Annotated in this window: 15 protein-coding genes; 7 read left to right on the top strand and 8 right to left on the bottom strand. The window is 69.2% G+C overall.

Annotated features, from left to right (window positions below; genetic code table 11):
- Both QZV84_RS10065 and QZV84_RS10060 read right to left on the bottom strand, forming a co-directional pair.
- On the bottom strand, positions 1-636 hold a 636-nt coding region (locus QZV84_RS10065), incomplete at its 3' end, for a metal-dependent transcriptional regulator (protein ID WP_292829035.1).
- Positions 637-667: 31 nt separating this feature from the next.
- A complete protein-coding gene (locus QZV84_RS10060; RefSeq protein ID WP_292829065.1) occupies positions 668-2008 on the bottom strand; it encodes an Nramp family divalent metal transporter in 1341 nt (446 codons plus the stop codon).
- Between the two features lie 109 nt (positions 2009-2117).
- Here QZV84_RS10060 and QZV84_RS10055 point away from each other — a divergent pair, with 109 nt between their 5' ends.
- On the top strand, positions 2118-2765 hold the full coding sequence (locus QZV84_RS10055) for a TrmH family RNA methyltransferase (protein WP_292829033.1): 648 nt from the start codon (positions 2118-2120) through the stop codon (positions 2763-2765).
- Positions 2766-2775: 10 nt separating this feature from the next.
- On the opposite strand, the gene QZV84_RS10050 is transcribed toward QZV84_RS10055, so the two are convergent.
- Together QZV84_RS10050 and QZV84_RS10045 are read right to left on the bottom strand one after the other, a co-directional pair.
- Positions 2776-5127 (bottom strand): arylsulfatase, encoded by a 2352-nt coding sequence (locus QZV84_RS10050; protein WP_292829031.1) that lies wholly within the window; start codon positions 5125-5127, stop codon positions 2776-2778.
- A 103-nt stretch (positions 5128-5230) separates the two neighbouring features.
- Positions 5231-6595, bottom strand: coding sequence for an MATE family efflux transporter (locus QZV84_RS10045; RefSeq protein WP_292829029.1), 1365 nt, complete (start codon positions 6593-6595; stop codon positions 5231-5233).
- A gap of 47 nt (positions 6596-6642) precedes the next feature.
- On the opposite strand from QZV84_RS10045, the gene QZV84_RS10040 reads away from it, so the two are divergent.
- Both QZV84_RS10040 and QZV84_RS10035 read left to right on the top strand, forming a co-directional pair.
- Positions 6643-8604: a M13-type metalloendopeptidase gene (locus tag QZV84_RS10040; protein ID WP_292829027.1), complete on the top strand. Its 1962-nt coding sequence runs from the start codon at positions 6643-6645 to the stop codon at positions 8602-8604.
- A 105-nt stretch (positions 8605-8709) separates the two neighbouring features.
- Positions 8710-9591 (top strand): serine hydrolase, encoded by an 882-nt coding sequence (locus QZV84_RS10035; protein WP_292829063.1) that lies wholly within the window; start codon positions 8710-8712, stop codon positions 9589-9591.
- 70 nt (positions 9592-9661) lie between these two features.
- Here QZV84_RS10035 and purU read toward each other — a convergent pair whose 3' ends face one another.
- A complete protein-coding gene (gene purU, locus QZV84_RS10030; protein WP_292829025.1) occupies positions 9662-10546 on the bottom strand; it encodes a formyltetrahydrofolate deformylase in 885 nt (294 codons plus the stop codon).
- A 142-nt stretch (positions 10547-10688) separates the two neighbouring features.
- Here purU and QZV84_RS10025 point away from each other — a divergent pair, with 142 nt between their 5' ends.
- The 3 genes from QZV84_RS10025 (at position 10689) to QZV84_RS10015 (ending at position 15132) form a co-directional block, all read left to right on the top strand.
- Positions 10689-11579, top strand: coding sequence for a CPBP family intramembrane glutamic endopeptidase (locus QZV84_RS10025; RefSeq protein ID WP_292829023.1), 891 nt, complete (start codon positions 10689-10691; stop codon positions 11577-11579).
- A 73-nt stretch (positions 11580-11652) separates the two neighbouring features.
- Positions 11653-13044, top strand: a complete 1392-nt coding sequence (locus QZV84_RS10020; protein WP_292829021.1) for a sigma 54-interacting transcriptional regulator — start codon at positions 11653-11655, stop codon at positions 13042-13044.
- Positions 13045-13089: 45 nt separating this feature from the next.
- Positions 13090-15132 carry a VWA domain-containing protein gene (locus tag QZV84_RS10015; RefSeq protein WP_292829019.1) on the top strand — a complete coding sequence of 681 codons (2043 nt, stop codon included), beginning with the start codon at positions 13090-13092 and terminating at the stop codon, positions 15130-15132.
- A gap of 247 nt (positions 15133-15379) precedes the next feature.
- Here QZV84_RS10015 and QZV84_RS10010 read toward each other — a convergent pair whose 3' ends face one another.
- Entirely contained in the window at positions 15380-15607 is a 228-nt protein-coding gene (locus QZV84_RS10010) for a YkvA family protein (RefSeq protein ID WP_292829017.1), read from the bottom strand.
- 52 nt (positions 15608-15659) lie between these two features.
- A complete protein-coding gene (locus QZV84_RS11485) occupies positions 15660-15830 on the bottom strand; it encodes an alpha/beta fold hydrolase (protein ID WP_363331905.1) in 171 nt (56 codons plus the stop codon).
- A gap of 111 nt (positions 15831-15941) precedes the next feature.
- Between QZV84_RS11485 and QZV84_RS10005 the strand changes: the two genes are divergently transcribed.
- Entirely contained in the window at positions 15942-16316 is a 375-nt protein-coding gene (locus QZV84_RS10005) for an alpha/beta hydrolase (protein ID WP_292829015.1), read from the top strand.
- A 65-nt stretch (positions 16317-16381) separates the two neighbouring features.
- On the opposite strand, the gene QZV84_RS10000 is transcribed toward QZV84_RS10005, so the two are convergent.
- Positions 16382-17785 (bottom strand): MFS transporter, encoded by a 1404-nt coding sequence (locus tag QZV84_RS10000; protein WP_292829061.1) that lies wholly within the window; start codon positions 17783-17785, stop codon positions 16382-16384.
- Positions 17786-17955 lie beyond the last annotated feature (170 nt).

Below are 17955 nucleotides of genomic sequence, written 5' to 3'. Positions count from 1 at the left end.
GGCGCTGAGCCAGACGGCCTGGGCCGCGGCGGCCGGCAGCGGCACCTCGGCGCCGCCGATGCGCAGGGCCACAGCATCCGTCACCGTCACTTCCGCGCCGACCGCGACGCCGGCCGCCTCGACGGCGCGCAGCAGCTCGGAGTCCCGGTCGCTCACCCGCAGCACCCGCCCGGTGTGGCCGGTTGCGGCGTCGGCGAGCAGCACGAAGGGCTCGCGGTGGACTCGTCCGGCGGCATCCGGAATCGCGTCGCCGTGCGGGTCGAAGCGCGGGCGCCCCAGGCGCTCGCTGATGCCCTCGAGCAGCCGGTCGCTGAGCGCGTGCTCGAGCACCTCGGCCTCGTCGTGCACCTCATCCCAGGCGTAGCCGAACTCGCGCACCAGCCACGTCTCGATCAGGCGGTGGCGGCGGATGATGGATGCCGCACGGAGCTCACCGGCCGGCGTCAGCGCGATCGGGCCGTAGGGCCGGTGAGTGACAAGGCCCTGCGCGGCGAGCTTCTGCACCATCTCGGTGACGCTCGAGGGCGCGAGACCGAGTTCTGCGGCCAGCTGCGATGGTGTGATGCGATCGCTCTGCCACTCGGTGTGGTGGTAGATCGTCTTCAGGTAGTCGTCGACGACGGCGGAGGAAGGCACGCGTTCAGGCTACCGGCCGGGCTGTTCGGGGCTACGAGCCGGTGAGGACCAGCCAGAGCAGCACGCCGTTGAGCGCGATGAGGAAGACGGATGCCACCACCCCCGCCGCGGTGGTCAGCACGCGGTTGCGGAACTCGCCCAGCGTGCGCCGCTGCGCGGTGAGCACGACGAGCGGGATCAGGGCGAACGGGATGCCGAACGAGAGCACGACCTGGCTGAGGACGAGCGCGAGAGTGGGGTCGACCCCGATGCCCAGGATGATCAGCGCCGGGATCAGCGTGATCAGCCGGCGCGCGATCAGCGGGATGCGGATGTGGAGCAGGCCGTGCATGATCTCGGCGCCCGCGTACGCGCCGACGCTCGTCGAGGCCAGTCCGCTGGCGAGCAGGCCGACCGCGAACAGGGTCGCGACCATCGGCCCGATGCCCGCGCTGAGTGCCTCGTACGCGCCCTCGAGCGTGTCGGTGCCCTCGACGCCGGCGAGGTTGGCCGCGGCCAGCAGCAGGATGCAGAGGTTCACGGTGCCGGCGATCAGCATCGCGATGCTGACGTCCCACTTGGTGGCCCGCAGCAGGCGCACGGTCGAGATGCCACGCTGCTGCTCGAGCTCGCCGTTCGCGCGGGTGTTGCGCGCGGCAGTGGACTCGGGCGCGGTTTCGGTGAGGGTCTGGAACATTTCGGGCCGCCCCGCGGCGATCGGGGCGAAGCGGTCGCGGGCGAGGGCGCTGTGCGCATAGATCGCGTGCGGCATGATCGTGGCGCCGAGGATCGATGCCGCAAGCAGCACCGATCCGGTGTCCTCGAAGCGGGGGACCATGCCCTCGACGACCGAGCCCGCGTCGGGCGGGGCGATGAAGACTCCGAAGGTGAATCCGATCGCGATGATCGCGACCAGACCGATCACGATGAATTCGAACGTGCGCGGGCCGCGCCGTGACTGCACAATCAGCAGCACGATCGAGACCGTCCCGGTGATGACGCCGCCCCACAGCAGCGGGACGCCGAACAGCAGGTTGAGCGCGACGGCGCCGCCGATGACCTCGGCGATGTCGGTCGCCATCGCGACGAGTTCGGCCTGGACCCAGTACGCGCGCCGCGACCAGCGGTGCGTGATCCGCTCGCCGAGCGTCTCGGGGAGGCTCTTGCCTGTGACGATCCCGAGTTTCGCCGACAGGTATTGGATGAGCCACGCCATCACGTTGCCGAGCACGACGACCCACACCAGCAGGTAGCCATAGCGCGCGCCCGCGGTCATGTTGCTTGCGACGTTGCCGGGGTCGAGGTACGCCACGCCCGCGACGAGGGCGGGGCCGATCAGCCAGGCGAGCCGGGCGGTGGTGCGCGGCGCGCGGCTCGTCGACTCGGCATCCAGATCGGTCTTCGCCACACGGAAACCATAGCGCTGTTTTCGGTAGACCGAAATATCCGCCGCGTGCATCAGGCAGGAGATCCAGGGGCCGAGCGCGGGTAGCCTGAGCCGAGTGACCGACGAGATCGCGGAGCCCGAAGCGCACCGCGAGCCTGAACTGTCGCATGGGGTCGGCCCCTGGCCCGGCGGGCCCGACGCCTGGCCGCGAGATGCCCGCCTCGATCCGGAACTGCTCGCGCACGGCGACGCACGCAACGTGATCGACGAGTACCGCTACTGGCGCATGGACGCGATCGTGGCCGATCTCGACGCGAAGCGGCATCCGTTCCATGTCGCGATCGAGAACTGGCAGCACGACATGAACATCGGCTCGATCGTGCGCAGCGCGAACGCGTTCCTCGCGGCGGAGGTGCACATCATCGGCAAGCGCCGGTGGAACAAGCGCGGCGCCATGGTCACCGACCGCTACCAGCACGTCCGCCACCATGAAGATGTCGCGTCTTTCGCCGCGTGGGCGACGGATGCCGGCATCCCCGTGATCGCCGTCGACAACCTCCCGGGCGCGGCGCCCATCGACAGCGCCGACCTCCCCGAGCGGTGCGTGCTGCTGTTCGGGCAGGAAGGACCGGGGCTCTCGCCGGAGGCGCTGGCGGCGGCATCCGGCGCCGTTGCGATCACGCAGTACGGCTCGACCCGGTCGATCAACGCCTCAGCGGCGGCCGCCATCGTGATGTACGAGTGGTGCCGCCGCTGGGTGTAGCGCGCCGCCGTCAGTCCAGCAGGAACCACCCGCGCACTTCGGACTCGTGGTCGACGTAGCGGTCACCCGACACATCCACCACGACCTTGTCGATCGTGCCGCCGGTGAACCGGTACGGCGCGGTGTAGGCGGGCGTCACGGGGGAGGCGTCGTCGCGCCCGACGCACAGTCCGTCGCCGACGGCGCAGAACAGACCGGGCTGTGTGACGATCTCGCTCGAGCCGACCACGTCGCCGTCGATGTACAGCGAGAGCGTGCCGTGTGCTCCGGGCATCTCCGGGTCGGCGTTGCGACCGGTCGCGGCGAACTCCGCCGTGATCACGTGCGCGCCGGGGGCGAGGTCTCGATCGGCGGTGATGACCTGAAGCGAGGTGCCCAGCCAGTTGAAGGCGTAGGTCGGCCGGTGATCCTGCACGTACAGGCTGTGCCCGCCGGCGACACCGCCGTGCGCGAAGAGCACCCCCTCGGCGTCCGGCCCGGCCTCCACGCCCGCCGCGATCGTGTACGAGCGACCTGGGATCGACACCGCGGACTGCTCCGGCACCGATGCGCAGTTCGGGTAGTAGACGTACCGGTCGCGCTTGGGTGCGCCGCTCGGCCGCTCGGCGAGGGTCTGCTCGAGAGCGGTGCGGTCGTCGAGCGGCAGGCCGTTGTACTGTTCGGCCAGCTCGAACCAGCGCGCGATCATGGCCTTCAGCCGCGCGGGCTCGGCATCGGCGAGGTTCGTGGTCTGGGACCGGTCGAGCTCGACGTGGTAGAGCTCCCAGACGTCCTGTTCGAACTTCCCCCAGCCGCTGAGCGGCGGGTGCACTGTCGCGGCGAGCCAGCCGTCCTCGTACAGCGCGCGCTGACCGAGCATCGCGTAGAACTGCGTGCGCTTGGCGGGCGCGCCGAGGTCGGTGAGGGATGCCGCGAAGCTCTCACCCTCGATCGGGCTCTGGGTGAAGCCGTTGATGGCGTCGGGCGGCGTGATGCCGAGCAGGTCGTAGATCGTCGGCACGACGTCGACGGCGTGCACATACTGGGTACGCGGGCTGGCCGACGGTGCGATCTTGGCTGGCCACGAGACCATGCACATGTCGGCGATCCCGCCCTCGTAGCCGGCCCACCGCTTCCAGTAGGGGAACGGGGTGTCGAAGGCCCATGCCCACCCGGTGTTGTAGTGGTTGTACGTGGCGGGCGATCCGAGCTCGTCGATGTGCTCGAAGCTCAACTCGGTCGGCGTGGGCGCGTTGTTGAAGAAGCGCCACTCGTTGAACGTCCCGTTCGGGCCCCCCTCGCCGCTCGCGCCGTTGTCGGAGACCACCACGATGATCGTGTTCTCCAGCTGCCCAGATCTGTCGAGGAAGTCGATCACCCGGCCCACCTGGTCGTCGGTGTACTCCACGTACCCGGCGAACACCTCGGCCATGCGGGCGAAGAGCTTCTTCTCGTCGTCGCTGAGCGTTGCCCAGGGGCGCACGGTGTCGAGCATCGGCCAGGGCTGGCCGTCCGGGCCGGTCACACCAGGCTCGCCGTGCGGGTTGATGCCCGAGAGCTCGGTGTCCTCCGGCAGCAGTCCGAGTTCCTTCTGACGTGCGAGGATGCCGGCCCGAATGGCCTCGTAGCCCTCGTCGAACGTTCCCTTGTACTTGTCGGCCCACTCCTTGAACACATGATGGGGCGCGTGCGCGGCATCCAGCGAGAAATACAGGAAGAACGGCTTGTCGGGCTCGATGGACTTCGCGTCCTGGATGAACTCGATCGCCCGATCCGACAGGTCCTTGGCGATGTGGTACCCCTCGTCCGGCGTCGCCGGCGGGTCCACGGGGTGGTTGTCGTGGATGAGGTCGGGGTACCAGCCGCTGGACTCGCCGCCCAGAAACCCGTAGAAGCGCTCGAAGCCGCGCCCCAGGGGCCAGCGCTTCTTCCACGCCGCCATCCCGGTCTCCTCACCCGGGGTGAGGTGCCACTTGCCCACGCAGTAGGTGTTGTAGCCGTTCTCAACGAGCACCTCGGAGATGAAGCCGTTCTCGAACGGGATGCGCGTGGAGATCCCGGGGAAGCCCGAGGAGAACTCCGCGATCGTGGCCATGCCGTTCGAGGTCGCGTTGCGACCGGTCAGCAGCGAGGCGCGCGTCGGCGAGCACAGCGCGGTGGTGTGGAAGTTGGCGTACTTCACGCCCTGGTCGGCGATGCGCGTCATCGTAGGTGTGCGCACCGGACCGCCGAAGCTGTCCATCGTGCCGTAGCCCACGTCGTCCCAGACGATGAAGACGACGTTGGGTGCCTCAGCCGGCGCCTTCGGCGCCAGGAACGGCTCCCAGTCCGGAACCGAGTCGCGGACATCGAGTGCGATCTTGCCTGAGAATTCGCGTGCCACGATGCATTCCTCCCCTGGACGCACCGCGTCCACCCGACCGAGTGTATAGACCGCGTGGTCGCGCCGAATCACCCAAGGGGGGTGAGACGCCGGGTGCCGCCGGTCACGCGCCGGCGCTCATCCAGGCGGCACCGCGCACGCGCCAGCCCAGCGTCGCCAGCCGGGCGAGCATGTAGACGCCGAAGAACGCGACCGACAGCCACGCGAGTCCGGCCGCACCCCCCGCGCCGAGCATCGCCGGCACGACGAGTGCCGGAACGAACGGCACCAGGTTCACCACGCCGGCGATCGCGAGGTACTTCGCGTCTCCCGCCCCGATGAGCACTCCGTCGAGGACGAACACCACCCCGCACACCGGCTGCGCGACGGCCAGCACGATGAGCGCGGGCTGAATCAGGGCGGCGAGCGCGGCATCCCCGGTGAAGAGGAGCCCGATCACGCCCGAGAGCGCGCCGATCATCGCGCCGACGATCACGCCGAACCATGCACCCCACGTCACCGTGCGCTCGAGCGTGCGTTGCACCTCGCCCGTGTCGCCGGCGCCGAGGCCCTTGCCGATCAGCGCTTGCGCGGCGATCGCGAGAGCGTCCAGCGCGAAGGCCGCGGTCGAGAAGATCGTGAACGCGACCTGCCACCCGGCGAGCTCCTCGGTGCCGAGCGTGGTCGCCGCGAACACCGTGGCCAGCAGCGCCGCGCGCAGCGACAGGGTGCGCAGGAACAGCCAGCCGCCCGACCGCGCCGACCCGCGCACGCCCGCGCGATGCGGGCGCACCGAGGCGTCGTGCCGCCGGGCGAGCCGGCCGATCACCACGACGTAGGCGGCGACCATGCCCCACTGCGCCACGACCGTGCCGAACGCCGAGCCGCCGATGCCCCAGCCGAAGCCGTAGATGAAGAGCCAGTTCAGGAGTGCGTTCGCTCCGAAGCCGAGACCTGCGATCCACAGCGGGATGACCGTGTCCTGCATGCCGCGCAGCAGCCCGGTCGCGGCGAACACGATCAGCATCGCGGGCAGACCCCACATCGAGATGCCGAGGTAGGTCTCGGCATCCGCCGTGACCTCGGGCGACGCGCCGAACAGGCCGACCAGGAGCGGCGTTGCGAGGTAGCCCGCGAGCGCCAGAATCGCGCCGATGCCGAGCGCGAGCCACATGCCGTCGATGCCGACCGACACCGCGCGCGTCGGATCTCCCGCGCCGAACCGCCGCGCGACGGCCGGGGTGGTCGCGTACGCGAGGAAGACCATCAGCCCGACGATCGTCTGCAGCACGGCCGACGCGATGCCCAGGCCCGCGAGCGGCGTGACGCCGAGGTGACCGACGAGTGCGGAGTCGACGATCAGGAACAGCGGCTCCGCGACGAGCGACCCGAGGGCCGGCACGGCCAGCCGCAGGATGTCGCGGTTCAAGGTGTCGCGGCGGCCCGTCACCGTTCGAGCATAGAAGCGGCCGGACGGCGTGAATCCCATCCCCGGCGAGGTCTGGCGCACATCACGCCGCCGCATATCCTGTACCAATGACCGATTCCCGATCCGGTCTCGCGCTCGACGAGCTCAGTGCTGAGATCCGCCCGCAGGACGACCTCTTCCGCCACGTCAACGGCGCCTGGCTCGATCGCACCGAGATCCCCGACGACAAGGCCCGCTGGGGCTCGTTCCACGTCATCGCCGAGCAGGCCGAGAAGGACGTGCGCGCGATCGTCGAAGAGACGCGGGATGCCGAACCCGGCACCGAATCGCGCAAGATCGGCGACCTGTACACGAGCTTCATGGACACCGAGCGCATCAGCGAGCTCGGCGCCGCGCCACTTGCCGAGCAGCTCGGCCGCGTCGATGCGATCTCCTCCATCCCCGAGCTGCTGCGCACGCTCGGCGAACTCGAGCGCGACGGCATCGGGGGCCTGATCGGCCTGTACGTCGAGCCCGACCCGGGCAACCCGATGCGGTACGTGCCGTTCCTCGTGCAGGGCGGTCTGTCGCTGCCCGACGAGAGCTACTACCGGCTCGACAATTTCGACGCCGTGCGCACCGCCTACCGGGGTCACATCGAGAAGATCCTCGAGCTCGCGGGGCTCCCCGAGGCCGCGGCATCCGCCGATCGCATCTTCGCGCTCGAGACCGAGGTCGCCACGCACCACTGGGACAACGTGCGCAGCCGCGACGCGGTCGCGACCTACAACCTGAAGACCTGGGACGAAGTCACCGCGCTCGCCGGTGTCGACCTGCGTCCGTGGCTGGAGGGCACCGCCCCCGGCCGCGAAGGGGCCTTCGCCGAGGCGAATGTGTACCAGCCGAGCTTCATCGAAGGACTCGGCTCGCTGCTGAACGAAGAGCGGCTCGAGGACTGGAAGGCGTGGGTGCGGTTCCGCATCGTCCACGGCGCGGCGGCGTTCTTGTCCGACCCGTTCGTCGATGAGAACTTCGCGTTCTACGGCACCCAGCTCACCGGGGTTCCGGTCAACCGCGAGCGGTGGAAGCGCGGCGTAGGCCTGGCCGAAGCAGCGCTGGGCGAGGCGATCGGCCGCGTGTACGTCGAGCGCCACTTTCCGCCGGAATCCAAGACGGCGATGGACGAGCTGGTCGCCAACCTGATCGAGGCGTACCGCCAGAGCATCACCGACCTGGAGTGGATGACGCCCGAGACGCGCGATCGCGCACTCGCCAAGCTCGACGCGTTCACCCCCAAGATCGGCTACCCGGTGAAGTGGCGCGACTACTCCGCGCTCGAGATCGACGCGGCCGACCTGGTCGGCAACGTGCGCCGCGCGCACATCCACGAGCACGACCGCCAGATCGGCCGCATCGGCGGCGAGGTCGACCGCGACGAGTGGTACATGACGCCGCAGACCGTGAACGCGTACTACAACCCGCTCATGAACGAGATCGTGTTCCCGGCCGCGATCCTGCAGCATCCCTTCTTCGATGCCGACCGCGACGCGGCGGCCAACTACGGCGGCATCGGCGCGGTGATCGGCCACGAGATCGGCCACGGGTTCGACGACCAGGGCAGTCGCTTCGACGGCGACGGATCGCTGCGCGACTGGTGGACGGATGCCGACCGCACGGCGTTCGAGGCCCGCACGAGCGTTCTGATCGAGCAGTACAACGCGCTCGTGCCGCGCGGACTGCCCGAAGAGAACAAGGTCAACGGCGCCCTCACCATCGGCGAGAACATCGGCGACCTCGGCGGGCTCGGCATCGCGATCAAGGCGTACGAGCTGTCCCTGCGCGGCGAGGAGGCACCGGTCATCGACGGATACACGGGCCTGCAGCGCCTGCTGCTGTCATGGGCGCAGATCTGGCAGCAGAAGGGGCGGGATGCCGAAACCATCCGCCTGCTGACCATCGACCCGCACTCGCCGAACGAATTCCGCTGCAATCAGATCGTCCGCAACATCGACGCGTTCTACGACGCGTTCGATGTGACGGAGTCGGATGAGCTCTGGCTCGACCCCGACAAGCGCGTCACCATCTGGTGACATCCCCAGCCTGAAAGGACCCACCTCGTGGGCATTGCCCCTGAGCCCTTCGATGCGGGCGCCGAGCGCCCCACTCAGGAACCACCCGAGCGGGACCCTGAGTCGTTGCGGGGGTCGCGACGAAGCACCGCACGACTGCCCCGGCGTGCCGCCATCGGACGCAGATCGTTCACCTCGACGCTGAAGGCGCTCGACGGGCTGGCCGCCGCCGGCGCGCGGGTCTCGGTGCGCATCACCGACCTCGACCGCGGCAGCACGGTGTTCGCGGGCGACGACTTCGTCACCCTGCCCATCGCCGGGCTCGGGGTCGTTCCGCTGCTGATCGAGGTCGCCGCCGCCTTCGAGTCGGGCGCGCTGGATCCGCTCGAGATCATCGACAAGTCCACGCTCGACCCGGTCACGGTCGCGGGGTTCTGGCACCACCTGAAGGTGCCCGCGCTGCCGCTGGCCGACCTCGCGGTGCTGACCGCCGCGACCGGCGATGCACTCGCCGCCAACGCACTGATCGAGCGCGTGGGCCTTCCGGCCGTGCGCGCCCGCATCGACCAGCTGGGGATGTCGCACTCGGCGCTGCTGGATCGGTTCCGCGACGAGCGCGGGCCCGACGACGCGCCGCAGTTCGCCCTCGGCTCGGCGCGGGAGCTCGCCGAGGTTTTCGCCGCGCTGGTGAACTCGCAGGCCGTGTCCGCGGGGGTCAGCGCTCAGGTTGCCGAGTGGCTGAGCCTGAACCACGATCTGTCCCTCGTCGCCTCGGCGACCGGACTCGATCCGTTCGCCCACGAGAATGATGAGCACGGGGTGCTGTTCATCAACAAGACGGGTCGGGATGCCGGCATCCGGGCAGAAGCGGGCGTGCTCGCCGGTCCCCGGGCCGGAGTGTCGTACGCGCTCATCGTCTGCTTCGACGACCTCTCGATCGCACATCGACTGCGCGCGCACGAAGCCTTCCGCACGCTGGGCATCGACCTCATGGAGTACGTGTTCTGAGCCCGCGGGGCATCGCCCAAGGGATCGACGAGCCCGACAGCGGGAGCATCCGGTCGAGGCGTCCGTCTTTCTAGGGTCGATCCGTGAAGACGATGGTCTGGTTGCCGTGCCGGATGACGCGGTCCTCGGCGTGCCACTGCACGGCGCGGGAAAGCACGGCGCGTTCGACGTAGGCGCCGCGGGATTGCAGGTCGGCGGCATCCATCGCGTGGTTCACGCGGGTGACGTCCTGCTCGATGATCGGTCCCTCGTCGAGGTCTTTGGTCACGTAGTGGCTGGTCGCGCCGATGAGCTTCACACCGCGCTCCTTCGCCTTGCGGTACGGGGCCGCGCCGATGAAGGCGGGCAGGAACGAATGATGGATGTTGATCACCGGCACGCCGACCTGGTCGAGGAAGTCCTCCGAGATGATCTGCATGTAGCGGGCCAGCACGATGAAGTCGACGTTGCCCTTCAGCAGTTCGAGGATCTTCGCTTCGGCCTCGGACTTGTCCTGCCCCTGCGAGGGGACGTGGAAGAACGGGATGCCGAAAGAGCGGACGTCCTCGGCGGTGTTGGTGTGGTTCGAGATCACCATCGGAATGCTGACGGGCAGCTCGCCGCGACGGTGTCGCCAGAGCAGCTCGAGCAGGCAGTGATCGGAGGTGGAGGCGAGGATCGCCATCCGCTTCGGCACCGACTGGTCCGTGAGCGTCCACTCCAGGTCGAGGGGCGTCACAGTGTGCCTGAGATCGGCCTCGATTTCGGGCATCGCGGCGGGCAGGTCGGACCGGTGGAACACGACGCGCTGGAAGAAGCTTCCGCCGTCCGCGTCGTCGGAGTACTGGTCGAGCTGGACGATATTGCCCTTGTTGCGGGTGATCAGCGCGGTCACCGCGGCCACGATCCCGGGCCGGTCGGGGCCGTGGACGATCAAGCAGGCGTGGTCGCGCAGAGCTTCGTTGTGCACAGTCATGGGTAGAGCCTGTCAGGACTGGGCGCGGTCGGGGTCCTCGAGCCTGTGGCGGGGAGCGAGTCCCGGGTGGAACACTGGGGCGCGGCATTCCCAACGCGGGGCTCGCCGCTGATGCACTCCGTGGTGCAGGAAGGACTGCAGTATGACCGCCGTCGGCAATCCGGGTGATTCCTCCCGCACCGCACCCCGTGGCCTCCTGAGGAGATACCCCCTCGCCTCCTACTTCGCGATCGCGTTCCTCTTCTCGTGGATCATCGAGGTGCCGGTCGCGCTGTCGGCTCAGGGCATTCTGCCGTTCACGATTCCGACGCCGGCGGTCGCGTTCGCGGTGGTGGCCGCGACGTTCGGACCGACGGTCGGCGCGTTCGTCATGACCGGGTTGACCGAGGGTAAGGCGGGAACGGTCCGCCTGCTGCGCCGATACGTCCAGTGGCGGGTGGGAATCCAGTGGTATTTCTTCGTGCTGCTGGGAATCCCGCTCATCATCGTGTTGGGCACGATCGTCATTCCCGGTGCCCTGTCCTCGTTCCAGCCGATCCTCGGCCCATTGCTCATCGCATATCCGATGGCGTTCCTGCTCACGTTCTTCCTCGGCGGCCCGCTCGGCGAGGAGCCCGGGTGGCGCGGGTTCGCGCTGCCGAGGCTTCAGGAGCGCAGCGGCCCGCTGTGGGGCAGCGTCATCCTCGGGGTCCTGTGGGCGCTGTGGCACTTCCCGCTGTTCTGGAGCGGGGTGTGGACTCCTCCGACGATCCCGAACATGATCATGTTCACCGTCATGATCACGACGCTGACGATCATCATGACGTGGGTCTTCAACCACGCCAAGGGCAGCCTTCTGCTCATGATGCTGATGCACGCGTCCTTCAACACGTTCGCCAACAAGATGGCGGCGCCCTTGTTTCCGGCGCCGATGTTCGACGATTTCGGGCTGCTGCCCGTGCTCATCGGCTTCACCGCCGCGGCGCTCGTGCTCATCGTCGTCACGCGCGGTCGGCTGGGGTACGTCACCTCGCGCCGAACGGCGGCGAGCTGACACACGGATCTTTCACCCGATCAAATCGCGGCATCCGGCCCCACTGCCTCCGAAGTCGACCTACCCTCTGGTCATGACAACATCGCCATCCGCGATCACCACGACCGGTCAACTGCGCGCGTCGGGGCACACCTACCGGCCGCTGCGCGCCGAGCTGCGAGAGCACCTCCTGTCGGCGCTCGCCGATGGCCGAGACCCGTGGCCCGGCATCCACGGATTCGATACGACGGTGATCCCGCAGCTGGAACGCGCCCTGCTCGCCGGACACGACATCGTGCTGCTGGGCGAGCGCGGGCAGGGAAAGACGCGGCTGCTGCGCAGCCTTGCCGGTCTGCTCGACGAGTGGTCGCCGGTCATCGCCGGATCCGAACTGGGCGAGCATCCGTTCCACCCGATCACGCCGGCATCGCTGCGTCGCGCGTCCGACCTGGGCGACGAACTGCCGGTCGTGTGGCGCCACCGCTCCGAGCGGTACGTCGAGAAGCTCGCCACTCCCGACACCTCCGTTGCCGACCTGATCGGCGACGTCGACCCGATGAAAGTCGCCGAGGGCCGCTCGCTCGGTGACCCCGAGACGATCCACTACGGGCTCATCCCGCGCGGTCACCGCGGCATCGTCGCCATCAACGAGCTGCCCGACCTCGCCGAGCGCATTCAGGTCTCCCTCCTCAACGTGATGGAGGAGCGCGACATCCAGATCCGCGGCTACCTGCTGCGTCTCGACCTGGACGTGCTCGTCGTCGCGACCGCCAACCCCGAGGACTACACGAACCGCGGGCGCATCATCACACCGCTGCAGGACCGGTTCGGCGCCGAGATCCGCACCCATTACCCGCAGACGGTCGAGGAGGAGGTCGCCGTCATCCGCCAGGAGGCCGACCTCGTCGCCGAGGTGCCCGCCCATCTGCTCGAGGTGCTGGCACGGTTCACGCGCAACCTTCGCGAATCGGATGCCGTCGATCAGCGCGCCGGCGTATCGGCCCGGTTCGCGATCGCCGGCGCGGAGACCATCGCCGCGGCCGCCCTGCACCGCGCGACGCGCCAGCACGAGGAGGTCGGCGTGGCGCGACCGGTCGACCTCGAGACCGCGGTCGACGTGCTGGGCGGCAAGATCGAGTTCGAGACCGGCGAGGAGGGCCGCGAGCGCGCGATCCTCGAGCATCTGCTGCGCACGGCGATCGCCGAGACGGGGCGCGCGCACCTGCGCGGCATCGACGCGACCGGACTCGTGAACGCCCTGCACGATGGCGCCACCGTCGTGACAGGCGAGCAGGTCGCCGCCGCCGATGTGCTCGCGGCGATGCCGGTGCTGGGCGAGTCCGACCTGTACGACCAGGTGGCCGACCGGCTCGACGCGCACACGGCGGGCGAGCGCGCCGGCGCGCTGGAGCTGCTGCTGGAGGTGCTCTACCTGGAGCGCCGGATCAGCAAGGACAGCGCCGACGGGGAGACCGTGTATGGCTGATCGGCTGCGGAATTCGCGGATGCCGAGACCGGGCGGCATCCGCTGATGGTCCGCGGATTCCACCGCGTTCCCGCCCACACCAACCGGTATGGGCGGTATGCCGGCGGGCCGGATCCGCTCGCCCCGCCCGTGCCGGTGCAGGAGGCCCTCGAGGCGATCGGGCGGGACGTCATGTCAGGCACCTCGGCCGAGCGCGCGATGCGCGAGTACCTGCGCCGCGGCACCCGCGACCAGCTGGGCCTCGACGATCTGGCGCGGCGAGTGCGCGAACGCCGTGCCGACCTCATGCGCCGTCATCGGCTCGACGGCACGCTCGAGGAGGTGCGCAAGCTCCTCGACCGCGCGGTGCTCGAAGAGCGCAAGCACCTGGTCCGTGACGTCGACCTGGACGACGATGCCCGGTCCTTCGCCGAGATGCGGCTCGAGAACCTGCCCCCCGGCACCGCCGCCGCCGTGAACGACCTTTCGGACTACGAGTGGCAGAGCCCCTCGGCGCGGTCCGACTACGAGCGCATCAGGGAACTGCTCGGCCGAGAACTGCTCGACCAGCGATTCGCCGGCATGAAGAACGCCCTCGAGGGGGCGACGGATGCCGACCGCCAGGCGATCCGCGACATGCTCGGCGACCTCAACGACCTGCTCGAGAAGCGTCGACTCGGCGAGGACACCGACGAGGACTTCGACGAGTTCATGCGAAAGCACGGCGCGCAGTTCCCCGAGGATCCGCAGAATCTCGACGAACTGCTCGACACCCTCGCCGAGCGCTCGGCCGCGGCAAGCCGGATGCTGAACTCGATGACTCCCGAGCAGCGCGAGGAGCTGATGGGCCTCGCCGCGCAGGCGTTCGGCTCCCCGGAGCTCATGCAGTCGCTGTCACGCCTCGACGACAACCTGCGGTCGCTTCGGCCCGGCCAGGACTGGAGCGGGTCGGCATCCTTCTCCGGCGACGAGCCGACCGGTCTCGGCGAGGCGACCGGTCTCATGCAGGAGCTCTCCGATCTCGACGCGCTGTCCGATCAGCTGGGCCAGTCCTACCCCGGAGCTCGGATGGACGACATCGACGTGGACGCGCTCGCGCGGCTCGTCGGCGACGATGCCGCGATCAGCGCCCGAGCCCTGCGCGACCTCGAGCAGCAGCTGAAGGACACCGGCATGCTGCAGCGCAGCTCCGACGGCGCGCTGCGGCTCACTCCGCGCGCGATGCGGCAACTCGGTCGTGCGCTGCTGCGCGAAATCTCCACGCGTCAGTCCGGACGCACCGGCCGTCGCGAGACGCGTCACGCCGGCGCAGCCGGCGACCGCACCGGCTCCACGCGGGAGTGGGCTTTCGGCGACACCGAGGCGTGGGACATTCCGCGCACCGTGTCGAATGCCGTGCTGCGAACGGTCGCCGACGGCGGCGACGCGTCGGCCGGAGTGCGCCTCGACACCCGCGACGTCGAGGTCGTCGAGACCGAAGAGCGCACGCAGGCGGCCGTCGCGCTGCTCGTCGACACCTCGTTCTCGATGTCGATGGGCGGGCGCTGGGTGCCGATGAAGCGCACCGCCCTCGCTCTGCATCACCTCATCACGAGCCGCTTTCGCGGCGACACCCTGCAGCTGATCGCGTTCGCCCGCCACGCCGAGGTGATGGACATCGAGAAGCTGACCGCGCTGGATGCCGCGTGGGACAAGGGCACGAACCTGCACCACGCCCTGCTGCTGGCTCAGCGGCACTTCCGGCGCAATCCCACCGCGCAGCCCGTGCTGCTGATCGTCACCGACGGCGAACCCACCTCGCACCTCGAGCCCGACGGCCGGGTGCACTTCGACTACCCTCCCGACCCCCGTACCGTCGCGGTCACCGTTCGCGAGCTCGACACCGTGCAGCGTCTCGGCGCGCAGACGACCTTCTTCCGGCTGGGGGATGACCCCGGCCTCGCACGCTTCATCGACGCGCTCGCACGTCGCGCCGGCGGCCATGTGGTCGCGCCGGAGCTCGACGACCTCGGGCGAGCGGTCGTGGAGAGCTACCTCGGCTCCCGCCACACCGGGCGCGGCAAACCCGAGGACTTCGGCGAGATGCTGCGCGGCAGATCGTGGTGGTGACGCCCCGCGACCAGGCATCGCGCTGCGCGCGAGCGCTGCAGAAACCTGCGAGCGCTGCGTCGGGCGGCACCGCGCTCGCCGGAAAGCGCCGCGCCCGCGGGTTCAGGGGGAGTCGATGATGGTCAGGGCGAGCGGTAGTGCGTCCCTGCGCACTCCGGGGGCGGGCTCTTCGACCAGCGCACCCGACTCGGAGGCGATGCATCCCTGAGGCGCGCCGGCCTGCAGCCCGAACTGACGCAGTGCCGTGTCAGTGCGACGCGAGGCCGTCCTGCCACCGGCGGTGTTCGCGCGCGACGAGAGCGGTGAGGATGGCCCAGACGCCCATGTCGTCTACGAAACCCAGAGGGCCGAGCAGCAGTTCGGGGATCAGATCAATCGGCGCGAACGTGTAGATCACGGCGGCGATGGCGGCAACCGCTGTCGTCGGCGCAATGCGGTGCTCGCGGTTCTTGATCGCCTTGAGGAAGCTCCACATGGATCCAGTGTGCGGCACAGCGGCGCGACCCCGGAGAACTGTCGGGGATTGCTCAGCCTCTGCATCCCGTCACGAATCGAGTTGATGACAAGCTGCGGGTTGCCGAGCTGGATGTCAGCGCATCGACCAGCACCAGCCCGGCTACGTCGTTCGGGTGAACGCTCGCGAGGAGCCGGGAGATCAGTCCGCCGTAGGAATGACCTGCGAGCTCATCCTCGCTCAGACCCGCATTCTGTCAGTGTTGATCGTTCGGCCGCGCGCCCCCGCCGAAGCGTTCCGGGATTCCCGAATCATCTGATGTCTCCCGGGCCTGTCCATCGACGATTGGTCGGAAGTGCTCGCTGAACTCGATGCCACCAGCCGGATCTCGGGGGCGGTCAACGGCTGGTGGCTGTGGGGGCCGTGCGCGGCAGACTGGCCCGCCTCGACCGATGACCGCTACACCGGGCCGTGGGATGCCGAGACCGAAGTTCCGATCCTGCTCATCGGAACGCGCCACGACCCCAACACCGGCTATCAGAATGCCGTCGGCTCCGAGAAGCTCCTCGGCAACGCGGTGCTGCTGACGCACGACGGGTATGGGCATCTGTCGTTCAACGACGGAAGCGCATGCATCGAAGCGGCGCGCACCGCATACCTCGTCGATCTGAATGTGCCCGAGCCGGGAACCGTGTGCGAGGCCGACAAGAAGCCGTTCTTCTACGACTGAGCCTCTGGCACGCGGCCACTTCCATCACGCGCGCAGCGTCCGCAGCGGCACCGGCCCGGCCGGGGTCACTCGGGCAGGGATGGATGCCGCTCTTGCGGCGCCCCCTTCGCTGGAATGAACAGCGCCACCACGAGGGCGATGAGCGCGGCAGCCCCGCCGAGGATGAGCGAGAGCGTGAACCCCTGCGTGGTGGGCACGGGCGCTCCCTCGAAGTCCACCGCGTACGACGCGAGCACCGCGCCGACGACCGCAGCGGCCGTCGATGTGCCGAGCGAGCGGAACAGCGCGTTCAGGCCGTTGGAGGCGCCCGTCTCGCTCCGCGGAACCGAGCGCATGATGAGCATCGGCATCGATGCATAGCCGAATCCGATTCCCACGCCGACCAGGATGTTCGCGACCAGGATGTGCCACACCTCCGATGAGAAGAGCAGTGTGAAGCCGTACGCGGCGAGAAGTGACAGGGCACCGAGCAGCAGCAGCAGCTTCGGCCCGGTGCGCGAGGCGATGCGGCCGGCGATCGGGGAGAGCACCATCATCACCAGGCCTGCGGGCATCACGACCAGGCTCGCTGCGAGCAGCGACAGCCCGAAGCCGGCGCCGGTCGCGACCGGCAGCTCGAGCATCTGCGGGTACACGACGTTCGAGGCGAACAGCGCGAATCCCATGGCGACCGAGGCGATGTTGGTCAGCAGCACCGCGGGCCGGGCGGCGACCCGCAGATCGAGCAGCGGCTCGTCGATCCGCAGCTCGAACCAGCCCCACAGCAGCAGCACCGAGAGTCCGCCGAGGCCGCACACGAGCACGGCCGGCGATCCCCAGCCCCACTCGTTGCCGCGCGCGATCGCCAGCAGAATGCCGATCAGTCCGACCGCGAGACCCGCCGCGCCGATGAAGTCGAAGCGACCGGCGGTGCGCAGCACGCTCACCGGGATGATCCACAGCACCAGCAAGAACACACCGACGCCCAGGCCGGCCGCAATCCAGAACAGCACGTGCCAGTCGCTGAGCTCGGTGACCAGCGCGCTGATCGGCAGTCCGAGCGCGCCGCCCACGCCGAGGGTCGCGCTCATGAACGCGATCGCCGAATCGACGCGGTCTTCGTGCAGCACGTCGCGCATGATCGAGATGCCCAGCGGCACCACTCCGACGATGGCGCCCTGCAGCGTGCGCCCGACGATGATGCCGACGATGCCGGGCGAGAGCGCCGCGATGACCGAGCCGACCACCATGACGCCGACCAGCGCCAGCACGATCCGCCGCTTGCCGTACATGTCGCCCAGCCGGCCCGAGATCGGCGTGATCACCGCCGCCGCCAGCAGCGTCGCGGTCACGACCCAGGCGGTGTCCTCGCGGCTCGCGTTCAGCAGCGTCGGCAGCTTCGACTGGATCGGAACCATGAGCGTGAACATGAACGACGAACACAGGCCCGCGGTCGCCAGGACGGCTATCATCGCACCCTGGCTCGGCATCCGGGTGAGGCGGCTTCGTGCGTCCTCGTCCCGTGATCCCATCCTTCGAGGCTAGTCGTGCCACACCAAGACGGGGGTCTGGGGCGCAGCCCCGGACGGAACGTGTCTGTCATCGGCGCGGGCGTCCCTGCCGGAGCCGCGCTGCCGGAGCCGCGCTGCCGGAGCCGCGC

Origin of the sequence: Microbacterium sp., from assembly GCF_011620715.1 — a bacterium.
GTDB lineage: Bacteria > Actinomycetota > Actinomycetes > Actinomycetales > Microbacteriaceae > Microbacterium.
The sequence above is the reverse complement of the archived record's forward strand: the minus strand, read 5'-3'. Positions and strand labels throughout refer to the sequence as shown.

What these genes read in the sequence shown, in the direction of transcription:
- purU (WP_292829025.1), bottom strand. Translation starts at nt 10,546, where the DNA reads ATGACTGTGCACAACGAAGCTCTGCGCGACCACGCCTGCTTGATCGTC.
- QZV84_RS10025 (WP_292829023.1), top strand. Translation starts at nt 10,689, where the DNA reads ATGACCGCCGTCGGCAATCCGGGTGATTCCTCCCGCACCGCACCCCGT.
- QZV84_RS10020 (WP_292829021.1), top strand. Translation starts at nt 11,653, where the DNA reads ATGACAACATCGCCATCCGCGATCACCACGACCGGTCAACTGCGCGCG.
- QZV84_RS10010 (WP_292829017.1), bottom strand. Translation starts at nt 15,607, where the DNA reads ATGTGGAGCTTCCTCAAGGCGATCAAGAACCGCGAGCACCGCATTGCG.
- QZV84_RS10015 (WP_292829019.1), top strand. Translation starts at nt 13,090, where the DNA reads ATGGTCCGCGGATTCCACCGCGTTCCCGCCCACACCAACCGGTATGGG.
- QZV84_RS10040 (WP_292829027.1), top strand. Translation starts at nt 6,643, where the DNA reads ATGACCGATTCCCGATCCGGTCTCGCGCTCGACGAGCTCAGTGCTGAG.
- QZV84_RS10000 (WP_292829061.1), bottom strand. Translation starts at nt 17,785, where the DNA reads ATGCCGAGCCAGGGTGCGATGATAGCCGTCCTGGCGACCGCGGGCCTG.
- QZV84_RS10045 (WP_292829029.1), bottom strand. Translation starts at nt 6,595, where the DNA reads ATGGGATTCACGCCGTCCGGCCGCTTCTATGCTCGAACGGTGACGGGC.